Genomic DNA, 12,757 nt, shown 5'->3' with positions numbered 1-12,757 from the left:
TACCGCGGTGCCGTCCCTCTCACGAGAATGACGACCGCAGTACGACGAAACCGGACGGAATCGGACCTAGCTTTCGAGCTATGACGAAACCTGATAGCCCACTGTGGAAATTCGGGGCGGGAACCATGGCGCTGGCCGGGGTGTTCGCTGTCGTGGCCGCCTGCGGGTCGGACGCCGACAACAGTGCGGCGCCCGCCGCGACCGGCCCGCACAGCGCGCACGCGGGAGGATCGTCAGCGCCACCACAGCCGCTGCGCGCCGGCGAGCGGTTCGTCGACCTGAGGATGGCCGGGGCCTACACGCCCGCGCCGCCCGAGGGCGGCGGCTCGGACGAGTACCGGTGCCAGGTGATCGATCCGGGCCTGAGCAAGACGGCGTTCCTGACCGGGACCCAATTCGCGCCGGAGAACGTCGCCATCGCGCACCACGCCATTGCGTACGCGGTGCCGCCGGGCGGCGCTGCCGCGGTGCGTAGGCAGGACGCGAAGACCCCTGGTCTCGGCTGGCAGTGTTTCGGCGGGACCGGCGTGGCCGGCGCCGAGGTCGAAGAGGGGGACGCGGCGTGGGTGGACACCTGGGCGCCGGGCGCCACGGAGACGCTGCTGGACCAAGACGCCGGCTACAAGCTGGAGCCGGGCAGCCTGCTCGTCCTCCAGATCCACTACAACCTGCTCGCGACCGACGGCAAGCCGACCGGGTCGGACCGCTCGGCGGTGCGGCTGCGGCTGACGGACGGCACTCCGCGGACCCGGGAACTCGAAACGTGGCCGGTCGACGCGCCGACCGACCTGCCCTGCGCCGCCGACGAGTCGGGTCCGCTCTGTGATCGGGCGGCCTCGATCGCGGACGTGACGAAGCGGTTCGGGCCGGATGTCGGCGAAATGGCGGACCGGCAGGTGGAGGAGTGCGGCCGGCGCGTGCCGAAGCCCGGTAACACCCAGACCTGCGACCACAAGGTGGAGGCGCCGATGACGCTGTTCGCCGGCTTCGGCCACATGCACATGCTCGGGCGGGCCTTGAAGGTCGAACTCAACCCGGGCACACCGAAGGCCCAGGTCGTCCTGGACGTCCCGCAGTTCGACTTCGACAACCAGCGGCTGGTGAAGCTGCCGTCGCCGGTGGAGATCGGTCCGGGGGACACGCTGCGGGTGACGTGCACACACGACGCGGGGCTGCGCAAACAACTGCCGCAGCTGAAGAAGCTGCCGCCCCGCTACGTGGTGTGGGGTGACGGCACCAGCGACGAGATGTGTACAGGCATCATGATGGTCTCCCTCCGCGAGTCCTGAGGAAGCGTCGAACGTGTGTGAGCTCGCTGAAGTCAACGAGCCGAAAACAGCTTCGAGCTCACACACATCGACCCTGAACGGGCGGTGACGTGGCGTGCGGGCGGACCCGGCGGCGGATCGGCCCGGAGCGGCTGGGACCTACGATCGCGCCCTCGACGGACGTGCGAGACGAAGTGCTAAACCGGCCGGGTGAGTCTCAGGTCGTAGGCGAGGATCACGGCCTGGATCCGGTCCCGTGCGCCGATCTTGGCGAGGACCCGCCCGACGTGGGTCTTCACCGTCGACTCCGACAGCGTGAGCCGTTGTGCGATCTCGCCGTTGGTGAGGCCATGGCCGATGGCGACGAGGACCTCGCGCTCACGGCCGGTCAGAAAGCTCAGCCGGGGATCCTCCCGCGCGGGCCCGCAAAGGTCATCGTCGAGCCGGTCGGCGAACGCGTCGAGCAGCCGCCGAGTCAGCGCCGGCGCGATCACCGCGTCCCCGGCGGCGACGGCCCGGATGCCGGCGAGCAACTCCTCCGGGCGGATGTCCTTGAGCAGGAAACCGCTCGCCCCGGCCCGCAGCGCGGCGAATGCGTACCGTTCCACGTCGAACGTCGTCAGCACCAGGATCCGCGAACGCCCACCGGCTGCGACGATGCGCCGGGTGGCCTCGATCCCGTCGACGCCCGGCATGCGGATGTCCATCAGCACCACGTCGGGACGTAGCTCGGTGATCCGCCGAACGGCCTCGGCGCCGTTCTCGGCCTCGCCGACGATCTCGGTGTCGGGGGTGCTCTCCAGCAGCATGCGAAACCCGAAGCGCTGCAGCGGCTGGGCGTCCACCACGAGCACAGAGATCATGAATGGCTGCCTCTCAGGATCGAATGGACGGTCCAGTCGCCGTCCGGCGGGGGCCGGCGCTGACCGTGTCGCCGTAGAGCGCGGCGCGTTCGGCCATGCCGGCGAGGCCGGGACCCGCGTCGCCCGGCGACGCCCTCTTCCTACCGAGCGAACCTGAGACGACCGTTAAACGGCGCTCAGGCCGGTTGGCCGCCCGCGCGTGTCCGTCGGCGAGCGACCCGCTGTCGCGCACGACGATGTGGCAACCTGGCGGAGGTCAACCAAGGGGCGAACAAATTCTGATCTCGGAGTGGTCAGCCCGACCTGCTCCCAGAATTACGACAAAAGGCCCACCGCAATGAATCATCGCGGCAGGTCCTTTTCGCAGCTCAACGTACTTGTGGGCGATACTGGGATCGAACCAGTGACCTCTCCGGTGTGAACGGAGCGCTCTCCCGCTGAGCTAATCGCCCTCAACGAGAAGGAACTCTACCGGACCATCGCCCCACGACAAAAATGGGGGTGGCTCACCGATCCAGCAGGTCCTGGCAGACCTGGATGAGGTCGATGCCGAAACTGAGCCGGGCCGCGAAGTAGACCACCGCCGCCACGAAAACCAGGCCGACGATGCCGAGGAGGGCACGCAGCCCGAGGCTCTGCCGTCCGATCCAGTGCGTCCAGTTCTTCACGTGGCGCCGGGTGAAGGCGAGCAGATTCTTCGCCCAGGCGAACTCCAGGGCCAGGATGGCGAGCCCGAGGATCACGATGGCCCAGCCCGGCCCCGGGAACGGGATCAGCACGATGCCGACGGCCACGACCAGGGCCCCGACCACACCGATGCCGATCTTCAAAGCCAGCCGCCCGGTCGGGTTGGACCGGATACGGTCGAGCAGACGCACGTCGGAAACCTTGTCGTCCGGTTTTACACCCATTTCATCCCTCAGTGTCCGGGGGCCCCGTCACTACCCGGGACGAATGGACGTTACCGGAGTAAGTCAACTGCTGGACCACCCGACGCCGGGCGGAACCGAGTACATGGGCAGAACAGGACAAGATATCTTTTTGCGTCCTGAGCGGAGGGGTTTTCGGAACCGTCTTCCCACTACTGGGTGAGATCAGCGTATGGCGGAGCGTAATGACAGGGATCACCTGAGTATGGGAAACGCGGGGTTCACCAGCCTCGCAGCGGTGCCGGGGGGAGTTCGTCCATGAGTACCATTCGTCCAACGACCGTCGAGGTCGAGACCTCGCTGCGGCTCGTAGCGCCAGACGCGACGGCACTGCCGGTGCGCGCCAGTCTGCGCTACGACCCGGCAGACCCGTATGCGGTCCATGTTTTATTCCACGCGGAATCAGCCGGTGGGGAAGCCGTGAGCTGGTCTTTTGCGCGGGAACTGCTGGTCACCGGGCTCGACGAGCCGGCGGGTATCGGCGATGTCCGGGTGTGGCCGTGGGCCACACCGCGGGGGGATTTCGTCGCGCTGGCGCTGTCGTCACCTGACGGGAACGCGCTGTTCGAGGTTCCACGCAGTGTCCTTGTCCGATTCCTGCGGCGCACCTATGTGGTGGTGCCGCGCGGAAGGGAATCAGATCATCTGGACGTGGATGCGGCGGTCAACCGTCTCCTCGCCGGTCGGTGAGCAGACAGCAGGAGTGATAAAGGGCGACCCGCGCGGACACTGCCGATCCGCGCGGGTCGCCCTTTATCCGTGAAAGGTCTGGATCTCCGAAAAGGAATCGGAATCGGACGTATAGCGAATACCGAGGCACGAAACAGACAAATAACGCGGTAAGTGCAAGAAGGGATGCGTTGACGTCCATCGACGGTTACCGTCAGGCACGATGCCAGCACTCACTCACCGCGCCGAGCGCGCGCCAGCCTGTATTCCGCCCGACTGGGCGGGGGTCGGTGCCTGCGCCCTTCCGGTGGCGGCCGGAGCCGCCACCGGGTTGCTCGAGTGCCATGCGCTCGTGCTGATCTCCACGGGGCCCTTGCTAGCCGACATCGATTTCACCTCCCATCTGGCCGGACCGGGGACCCTCATCTGGGTGCGCCCGGGCCAGGCCCTCCACTTCGACATCCCGGGATCGGCGAGTGATCCTCCGGGCGACGCCACCACGGTCGTCTTCCGGCCCGGCCTCTTCGCGCCCGAGGAACTGCCCGGCCTGCCCCCGGACGATCCGGTCGGCCCGGCCCGTACCCCGCTGGTCCTCCCGGACCCGGCGGTCTTCCGCGCCGCGATGAAACACCTCGCGGCCGACACCGAAGGGCCACCGGGCCGGATCTCCGCCGCCCTGCTGCGTCATCAGCTCGCCGCCCTGCTGCTGCGGGTCCGGTTGCTGGACGGCGCCGGCCAGGATCTCGGAAACGTGGAGAGCCGGACCTTCGAGCGGTTCCGCCGCCGACTGGAGGACGGTTACCCGCACAGCCGCCGGGTGGAGGACTACGCGGCCGAGCTGAGCTGCTCGGTGCGCACCCTGACCCGGGCCAGCCTGGCCGTCACCGGACGGACCGCCAAACAGGTGGTCGACGACCGGGTGGCCCTGCAGGCACGCCGGCTGCTGGCCGCCACCGACCTCTCGGTGGCCGAGGTGGGCCGGGGTCTGGGGTTCGGGGAGCCGACCAACTTCGGGCGGTTCTTCCACCGGGAGACGGGGCTGAGTCCGGGCCAGTTCCGGGCCGGGTTCGCCGACCGGCCCGGGGGCATTCCCGGACCGCGACAAGCCGTTGACTAAAAGTTAATTCCCATACAGGCCTGGGGTATGTGCTCCGGCGACACAACGGCGAGGCAGAATAGCCGGGTGCAGATCTCCGCGCGCGGCGACTACGCGGTCCGGGCAGCCCTCAGCTTGGCGCAGGCCTACCCATCGCTGATGTCCGCCCAAGCCATCGCCCAGGACCAGGAAATGCCTCGCAAGTTCCTCGAGGCCGTGCTCGCCGATCTGCGCCGCGCCGGGGTGGTGCGGGCGCAACGCGGTGCGGAGGGTGGATACACGCTCTCCCATCCACCGCGGGACGTGACGATCGGCCAGATCCTGCGGGCCGTCGACGGCCCGCTTGCCGGCGTGCGCGGCCTGCGCCCGGAGGAGACGCAGTACTCCGGTGCCGCGGAGAACCTGCCGAACCTCTGGGTCGCGGTCCGTGCCGCGGTCCGCGAGGTGGTCGACGAGGTGAGCCTGGCCGAGCTGATCAGCGGCCGGATGCCGGCCCACGTCCGCAAGCTCACCACCCGCCCGGACGCCTGGCAGCCCCGCTGACCCCGGCTTCGAGGTCCTTCTCGGAGTTCGGAGGCGGGAGGGGCCAGATCCGCCGCCGGTTCTTGTCCAAACCCGGCGACGGTACGACAGAGACCACAGCGGACCCGGCGCCCACCGGGAGTTCCGCATGATCCGGCTCGACGTTTGTCGAATCGTCCGATCGGGAACCGTGCTCTCATCGCACAGTTGTCCCCCGAAGGAGACGTTCCGATGGGCCTGGTTTTCCGCAGCCGCAAGAAGTTCGGTCCGCTGATCCTGAACTTCACCGAGAACGGTTACTCGTCCTGGAGCATCAAGATCGGCCGCTGGTCCTGGAACTCCAAGACCCGCGCCCACCGCGTGGACCTGCCCGGCCCGCTCTCCTGGAAGCAGGACCGGTCCCGCTGACCGCGATCGCCACGCTCACACCGGCGTGATCAGCACGTCGCCCCCGAGGCGGCCGTGCTCGGGGCGGCGGGCGACCACCCCGGCGTCCAGCATCAGGTGCAGGACCCGGTTCGCGTCCGCGGCCCGGTAGACGGTCTCGGTCAGCGTGAACGTACGCAGGTCGCTCACCGTCGCCGGGCCCACCTCGGCCAGGTACGCCAGGATCTCCCGGCGTAACGGCCCGGGGTGCGGCTGCAGCGAGATGTCGATCGGGTGCCGTTCGGGGTCGCCGGGGTCGCGAAACCGCACCCCGGCGAACTCGTCGACCGCCCAGAGCGCCTCCTTGAAGCTCTCCAGGCTCTTACCGGACCCGGTCGCGAACACCACGACCTGTCCCGGCTCCTCGCCGGTGGCCAGCTCGGCCGCGGTGAGCAGCGGGAAACCGGCGTCCCGGTAGGGCGCCGCCGGCGTGCCCGGCGGCAGCACCAGCAGGACCTCGGCCGGGCGACCGGCGGCCAGAGCCGCCACTGTGGGCACCGCCGGCGGCTCGCTCTCGGTGCCGGCGTCGAGGAAACCCAGCAGCGGTACGCGGGTCGCCCCGGCCGCCTGCAACGCGACCCCGACGCGCGCGCCGGTGCCGCCGCCGATACCGAGAACGGACAGTCCCGCCCCGGCGCCGGCCTGTTGCTGAACCTCGCCGAGTCGATCAGTGACTGTCGTCATGTCGTCACCGACGGCCACCATGGACAGCTCGCGCCCCCGGGCCAGATCGGGCAGGTCGGCGAGCACCCGGACCGCCGCCTCGGCCGTCACGCCGCCATCGACGTCGGCGTATCCGTGCAGATAGATGGCCCGGCGCCCGCGGTGAAGCGCGGCCGGGGCCCACGCTTCCAGGTGCCGGATCAGCAGTTCGCGTTTGACCGTCGTGACTGACATGCCGGATGTTCTACCTCGTCCACTTCGCACCGACTCCCGGAGCCCGGGACTTGTACCTAGGGTATTCGTACGAGCACTATGTGATATGTGGCTCCTCCGCTCGCCGAACTGACCGCTCAAGCCCAGACATTGACATCGGCCGGGGATCTCGCGGGCGCCCGGGCCGTGCTCGCCGAGGTCCTGCGCAACGCGGACGCTGATCCGCGCCGCGCCACCGCCGAGCTGGCCGTCGCCGCCGCTCTCTTCGCCCGGGTCCTGATCGCCCTCGGCGACCCGCAGTCCGCCCGGCTCTGGGCCGCCTTCGCACACGCCGCCGAGGAGCAGTTGCACGGCCCACGGGACGAGCGCACCATCGCCGCGGCCGCCACCCACGCCGCCGTCCTGCACCGCATCGGTCAGTACGGGCGGGCTGCTCTGGTCTATCACGACCTGGTCGTCGAGTTGGCCCGGATCGACGATCCGGACGCCCCGCGGGTGCTGGCCGCCGAGGCCGACCTGGCCACCTCGGAGCACGCCGCCGGGCACTGCGCCGCCGCCCGCGCCCGGCTGACCGGCACCTGGCGGCGCTACCAGCGGAGGTACGGCGAGTCCTCCCCCGCCGCGATCAAGATGCTGGCCCGGCTCGGCGCCATGGAGCGCGAGTGCGGGCGGGAGGCCGCCGCCCACGATCATCTGGCCACCGCGCTGCGGCTGAGCGAAACACACCTCCCGGCCGGCCACCCACTGGCCCGTCAGGCCGCCACGCTGGTCCGCGGTGAGCGCTCCGGCCGGCACACCTGCGGGCGGATGACCCGGCCCGGCCGGGACGAGGACACCGAGCTGCGGCCCGGCGGGTTCCGCCCGTTTCCGCGTCGCCCCACGGTCCCCGACCCCGAGCCGGACGGGACGACGGCCACGAAGTACCCGCCCGCGCCGGACGACACGCTCGACGACGCCACCCAGCCGCCGCCGGACAACCTGGCCACCGATCCCAACGGGACGGTCTACCAGCAGCCGTTCTACCTGAGCGACCTGAACCTGCCGGGTGACCCGACCGGCCGCCACGCCCGCGCCGACACCCCACCGCCGCTGCCCGGGCACCGCGCCCCGGACTACGGGCCGGACGGCCACCCGATCGGCACCGCCTCGCTGAGTCCCCCCACCGGACGGCGGGAGAGCCATCCCGCGCTGCTCGCGGCCGCGCTGGCCGGTGGCGTCACGGTGACCGCCGCGGTGGTGATCGTGACCCTGCCGGACCCGGAGGGGACCGCCGTCCCGCAGGCCGCCACCTCGCAGGCCGCCGCCACGGTCAAGCCGACGGTCACCGTCGCCGGTCCGGGAGCGCCCGGCTCGCCGGAGCGCGTGACGCTCCGGGACAACGGCACCAGCGTGTCGCTGAACTGGATCTACCCAGCCTCGGCGAAGGGTGAGGTGGTGGTCGCCGGCGGGCGGACCGGGCAGACCCCGGGCGAGTTCCAGCGGCTGCCGGCCGGTGCCGCCGACTTCGAGGTCTACAGCCTGAACGAGCGGCTGGACTACTGCTTCACCGTCGCCGTGCGGTCGGCCGGCGGCAAGCTCGCCCCCTCGGCTCCGGTCTGCACCGACCGGTGATGCCCGCAACCACATCGCAACCGAGCGGGAACCACTCCGCCACCGGACAACCTGACTCTGGTGCAACAGGGCGGCTACAGAAAGTAGGGACAGTGACGACGGAAACGGCGGACTGCGTCCCCACCGGCATGGACGAGCTCAGCGTCCTCGACGCCGCCGTGGCCGAGCTCGAGAACCGGGCGAACTCGCAGTTCCGGACGGTTCGGGAGCCGGCCGCCGAGATCCGGCGGCGGGCTGAGGAGCTCGGCGCCGACGAGCTCTACCAGCGCGCCGACCTGCTGCTCGCCTCGGTCGCCTTGCGTGAGGGGCGGACCGGCGAGGGTGGCCAGACCGCGCACCGGGTGCTGGCCTGGGCGGAACGGCACAACTGCCCGCGACTGCTGGCCCGGGCCCACCGCCAGGTGTCGCTCTTCTACCGGTACGTGGGCGACTCCGCCGAGGGCCTGAAGCACGCCGTACAGGCGGTCTCACACCTCCCCGAGGACGAGCCGCGCGTCGTCCGGACCCAGTTCCTGCTGTCGCTGTCGGTGACTTTGGAGGAGAACGGCGCGCGGATCGACGGCGACCAGCGCGGCCGGGAGGCGCTGGCGCTCGCCCGTGCCGAGGGCGACCACGAGATGATCCTCCGATGCCTGAACAACCTGGCGTACAGCGCGTACGAGAACGACGACGAGCCCGCCGCCCGGGCGATGGTCGCCGAGATGCACGAGATCGCGGCCCAGATCGGGCACCGCTTCGGCGCCAACGAGTTGGACACGATGGCCCGGGTCGAGCTGATGGGCGGCCGCTACGACGCGGTCGAGGCGCTGCTCACCCCCGTGCTGGCCGACCTGGTCACGGCGAATGAGGGTGACGCTGTCGCGGAGTGCCAGCTCACCCTGGCCCTGACCCGCCGGCTGGCCGGGCGGTACCCGGAGGCGCAGGCCGCCCTCGACGCCAACCTGCGGATCTGCGAGGAGCGCGGACTGGCCGCGGTCCGCGCCCGCCTCCGCGAGGAGCAGGCCGCGCTCTACGCCGCGACCGGGCGCTTCGCGGAGGCGTACGAGGAGCACCGGGTGTTCCACACCGAGACGACCGCCCTGCTCTCGGCGCAACGCGACGCCCGCGCCCGCGCGTTGCAGGCCGTCTTCGAGGCCAACGAGGCACGCCGGTCCAGCGAGCACTTCCGCGAGATGGCCCACCGGGACGCGCTCACCGGGCTGTACAACCGCCGGCACGTCAACGAGCGGGTGCCGGCCATGCTCCTCGACGCGGTGAACCGGCGCGGGCCGATCTCGCTCGCCATCATCGACCTGGACCACTTCAAGCGGGTCAACGACACCCTCTCGCACGCCGCCGGCGACACCGTGTTGCAGCACGTGGCCGCGTTGCTCGAGGAGGCCACGCCCGAGACGGCGCTCGCCGCCCGGATGGGTGGCGAGGAGTTCCTGCTGGTCCTGCCGGGCGTCGGCGCGGAGGAGGCGGCGCTGCGCTGCGAGCGGCTCCGGTTGCGGATCCGCGCGCACGCCTGGGGCCCGATCACCGGCAGCCTGCCGGTCACCACCAGCATCGGGGTCATCACCTCGCCGCACGGGAGCGGCACGCTGCCGTCGCTGCTCGCCGACGCCGACCGGAACCTGTACGCCGCCAAGCGCGGCGGCCGGGACCGGGTGGCCGCCACCCTCCTCGCCTAGCGACCGCGCTACTCGCCTACCGCGCCGGCTCCCAACTCGACGACGATGTCCAGGTGGCCGACGTGCCGCGCGTACTCCTGGACCAGGTGGAAGAGGATCCGCTGCAGGGTGGGCGGCTCGGCGCCGTCCCAGCGCGGGCCCGGTTCGCCGACCGCGTTCAGGTCGGAGCTCGCGATCACCTTGTCGGTGTGCGCGCCCTGCGCCCGCAGCGCCTCGGCCAGGCCGGCGAAGGTCTCGTCCGGGGCGACGTACCAGCGGTCGACGTTGCGGTCGCCCCACGGGTCGTCGAAGGCCACGCCCTCGAAGCCCCATTCGATCCAGCGCAGTTCCACGTACCGCAGGTGTTTGACGAGCTCGATCGGCGTCCAGCCGGAGGGCAGCCGACTGCTCCGGCGTTCCGGTTCGGGAAGCGCCGCGACCTTGGCCAGGAGCGTCTCGCGGAAGTACCCGAGATAGCCCACGAAGACCTCGGCGGTGTCGCCGGCGGGACGGGTCGGCGAGGGGAACTCGATCGTCATGCCGCGAGTATGCAACTTCGGCGACCCGGACCCGCTCACGACACATCCAGCCGCAGGTCCACCCGGACCGGATAGTGGTCGGAGGCGTGCTCCGCCGTCCCGCCCCGGACCACCCGCATGTCCCGGGCGGTCGCCGCCAGGTCCGGGGTGGCCAGCACGTAGTCCAGGCGCATCCCGCCGAACTCGCGCCCGCCGCCCTGGGTGGTCGGCACGGTCCGCCCGTCGCCGCCGCCGGCCTTTCCCCACAGGTCGACCAGCCCCGCCTCGGCGAGCCCGGCGAGGGCCCGGCTGTCCACGGTCCCGTCCGGGTACAGGTGGCGTCTGCGATACATCGACGGCTGGTCGGCGAGCGCCTCGGTGTGGTCGTTCACCGGGTCCAGGCCGTTGAGGTCACCGGCGAGGAGCACCCGGTCCCCATTCAGGTACCGGCGGGCCAGCCAGCGCGCCTCCCGCATCCGGCGGTACGGCCGGAACGGGTTCAGGTGGGCGCTGATCACGGTCACCGGCCCGGACCCGGTCTGTACCACGGCGACCGCCGCCGCGTGGTGCAGCCGCCAGGTGACGCTCGCCGTGTGGGTGATCCGCAGCGGTGCCCGGACCAGCACGGCCACCGGCATCCCGAACCGTGACGGGGCCAGGTGGGCGCTCATCCCGACCGCACCGGCCAGTTCGGCCATCCGCCGCCCGCCGTCGCGGGTGAAGTCACGCAGCTCCTGCAGGGTCAGGATGTCCGGTTCCTCGGCGGAGATCACCTCGGCGATCGCCGGGAGGCGGAACCGCCGGCCCCGGTCGACTCCACCGGTCTTGATGTTCCAGGTCATCATCCGCAGGGCCGTCACACGACCACCAGCTGCCGGTTCTCCACCGCAGCCTCGGTCGCGGTGACCGCGTGCGTGTTCGGCCGGATCACGAACCAGAGGGTGCCGAGCCAGGCCGCGGCGAGCAGGCAGGCGCCGAGCACATCGGTCGGGTGGTGCATGCCGCGGTACATCCGGGACATCGCCACCCCCAGCGGCATCAGGACCGCGAGCGCCGGGAACAGCCAGCGCCACGGTTTGTGGACCCGGGCCATCACGATGATCGCGATCGCGCTCCACAGGCAGATCGTGGCGGCGATGTGCCCGGACGGGAACGCCGAGGTGGGCAGCGGGCCGTCCAGGTGCTCGGCCGCCGGCCGGGGCCGGTCGACGGCGGCGGCACTGGTCAGGAACAGGGTGAGTTCCCCGAACATGGCCAGCACCAGGAAGAGCACCGGACGCCACTGTCGCCAGAGGGCCAGTGCGAGCGGGCAGAACACCAGCGAGACGGCGAGGATGGCGTGCGTGTCGCCGGCCTTGCTCCACAGCCAGCTGAGGTCGTCGAGGGCCGGGCTGCGGAACTCCTGGAGCCAGCGCGGCACCGCGTCGTCCCAGCCCGGTGACCACCTGGTCACGGTATATCCGAGTACATAGAGCAGGCCGAACGTCAGGACCCAGCCGACCACGATCTCCGCGGCCTGCGTCCACGGCTGCGGCAGGACGGCGCGCTCGGCGGGCGCGGGCCGCAGGTCTGGGCCGGCCTCCGGCTCCAGGCCGTCGTGGGCCGGCCGGGCGGCGGGATGCCCGGCCTCGCGGCGCCAGAGACGGAACGCGTACGCCGTCACGCTGATCCAGGCGATCCCGAGCAGCCACCCGGCCACCACATCGGAGAGGAAGTGCACGCCGAGCGCGATCCGGCTGAACCCGATCAGCGCCACGATCAGGCCGAAGAACCCGAGGAACCAGGGCCTGAACCTGGGTCGTACGGCGGGCAGCAGCACCAGGGCGAGCATGCCGTAGACGATCATCGAGCCGAGCGCGTGCCCGCTCGGGAAGCTGTTGCCGGGGGCGTGCGCGACCGGCGACTCGACCACCGGGCGGACCCGGCCGACCAGGACCTTCAGCGACGGGTCGAGGATCATCGCGCCGATCCCGGTGACCACCAGGTAGAGCGCCGGGCGTGGCCGCCGCCGGATCAGCAGCGCCACGACGACCACCGCGACGAGCGGGATCATGAAGCCGCGCCCGCCGAACGTGGAGATCTGCTGCAGGATCTCCACCCTGGTCTCGGAGCCGGCGACCTGGTGGTTCAGGCCGTCCGCGACCGCGTGGTCGAGACTCTGCAGCGGGGTCCAGTGGAATCGCACCAGCAGCAGGAGCGTGGCGAAGCCTAGACCGATCACGATCACCGCGATCAGGCCGAGGACGCTGCGCTCGGCGAAGTGCCGCACCGGCGCCCAGCCGGCACGCTCCACCACCCGGTTGTCATCGGTCACGGAACACTCCCTA

General features: G+C 71.0%; 13 protein-coding genes and 1 tRNA gene. 7 read left to right on the top strand and 7 right to left on the bottom strand.

All coding sequences use genetic code 11. From position 1 onward, the window contains the following. Positions 1-80: 80 nt before the first annotated feature. Entirely contained in the window at positions 81-1,289 is a 1,209-nt protein-coding gene (locus CHC09_RS28755; RefSeq protein ID WP_239138544.1) for a monooxygenase, read from the top strand. Positions 1,290-1,465: 176 nt separating this feature from the next. Here the strand turns inward: CHC09_RS28755 and CHC09_RS28750 are convergent, their stop codons facing one another. The 3 genes from CHC09_RS28750 to CHC09_RS28740 all read right to left on the bottom strand — a co-directional run bounded on the left by CHC09_RS28750 (position 1,466) and on the right by CHC09_RS28740 (position 3,042). Then, positions 1,466-2,131, bottom strand: coding sequence for a response regulator (locus tag CHC09_RS28750; RefSeq protein WP_089296355.1), 666 nt, complete (start codon positions 2,129-2,131; stop codon positions 1,466-1,468). A 380-nt stretch (positions 2,132-2,511) separates the two neighbouring features. Next, positions 2,512-2,583, bottom strand: a tRNA-Val gene (locus tag CHC09_RS28745). 54 nt (positions 2,584-2,637) lie between these two features. Further along, on the bottom strand, positions 2,638-3,042 hold the full coding sequence (locus CHC09_RS28740; RefSeq protein WP_089296354.1) for a TIGR02611 family protein: 405 nt from the start codon (positions 3,040-3,042) through the stop codon (positions 2,638-2,640). Between the two features lie 276 nt (positions 3,043-3,318). Here CHC09_RS28740 and CHC09_RS28735 point away from each other — a divergent pair, with 276 nt between their 5' ends. The 4 genes from CHC09_RS28735 to CHC09_RS28720 all read left to right on the top strand — a co-directional run bounded on the left by CHC09_RS28735 (position 3,319) and on the right by CHC09_RS28720 (position 5,755). Beyond that, the gene (locus tag CHC09_RS28735) at positions 3,319-3,750 is read left to right on the top strand and encodes an SsgA family sporulation/cell division regulator (RefSeq protein WP_014446635.1); all 432 of its coding nucleotides are present in this window, start codon (positions 3,319-3,321) and stop codon (positions 3,748-3,750) included. Between the two features lie 202 nt (positions 3,751-3,952). After that, positions 3,953-4,846, top strand: a complete 894-nt coding sequence (locus CHC09_RS28730) for a helix-turn-helix domain-containing protein (protein ID WP_089296353.1) — start codon at positions 3,953-3,955, stop codon at positions 4,844-4,846. 66 nt (positions 4,847-4,912) lie between these two features. Beyond that, complete coding sequence (locus tag CHC09_RS28725) at positions 4,913-5,368, top strand: RrF2 family transcriptional regulator (RefSeq protein ID WP_089296352.1); 456 nt, start codon at positions 4,913-4,915, stop codon at positions 5,366-5,368. 210 nt (positions 5,369-5,578) lie between these two features. Then, entirely contained in the window at positions 5,579-5,755 is a 177-nt protein-coding gene (locus tag CHC09_RS28720; RefSeq protein ID WP_089296351.1) for a DUF4236 domain-containing protein, read from the top strand. 15 nt (positions 5,756-5,770) lie between these two features. Here CHC09_RS28720 and CHC09_RS48510 read toward each other — a convergent pair whose 3' ends face one another. Further along, a complete protein-coding gene (locus CHC09_RS48510; protein ID WP_089296350.1) occupies positions 5,771-6,670 on the bottom strand; it encodes a hypothetical protein in 900 nt (299 codons plus the stop codon). 87 nt (positions 6,671-6,757) lie between these two features. On the opposite strand from CHC09_RS48510, the gene CHC09_RS28710 reads away from it, so the two are divergent. After that, positions 6,758-8,260, top strand: a complete 1,503-nt coding sequence (locus CHC09_RS28710; protein ID WP_239138541.1) for a fibronectin type III domain-containing protein — start codon at positions 6,758-6,760, stop codon at positions 8,258-8,260. 92 nt (positions 8,261-8,352) lie between these two features. Next, entirely contained in the window at positions 8,353-9,933 is a 1,581-nt protein-coding gene (locus tag CHC09_RS28705; RefSeq protein WP_089296349.1) for a GGDEF domain-containing protein, read from the top strand. A gap of 8 nt (positions 9,934-9,941) precedes the next feature. On the opposite strand, the gene CHC09_RS28700 is transcribed toward CHC09_RS28705, so the two are convergent. Genes CHC09_RS28700 through CHC09_RS28690 form a run of 3 tightly spaced genes read right to left on the bottom strand, consistent with a single transcriptional unit; the run spans position 9,942 to position 12,744 of the window. Next, entirely contained in the window at positions 9,942-10,451 is a 510-nt protein-coding gene (locus tag CHC09_RS28700) for a DinB family protein (protein ID WP_089296348.1), read from the bottom strand. A gap of 35 nt (positions 10,452-10,486) precedes the next feature. Next, positions 10,487-11,290, bottom strand: coding sequence for an endonuclease/exonuclease/phosphatase family protein (locus tag CHC09_RS28695; RefSeq protein WP_307833943.1), 804 nt, complete (start codon positions 11,288-11,290; stop codon positions 10,487-10,489). Continuing rightward, entirely contained in the window at positions 11,287-12,744 is a 1,458-nt protein-coding gene (locus CHC09_RS28690) for a phosphatase PAP2 family protein (RefSeq protein ID WP_179277327.1), read from the bottom strand. The genes CHC09_RS28695 and CHC09_RS28690 overlap by 4 nt, the downstream gene beginning before the upstream one ends. Positions 12,745-12,757 lie beyond the last annotated feature (13 nt).

The organism is Actinoplanes regularis (assembly GCF_900188005.1).
GTDB lineage: Bacteria > Actinomycetota > Actinomycetes > Mycobacteriales > Micromonosporaceae > Actinoplanes > Actinoplanes regularis.
The sequence above is the reverse complement of the archived record's forward strand: the minus strand, read 5'-3'. Positions and strand labels throughout refer to the sequence as shown.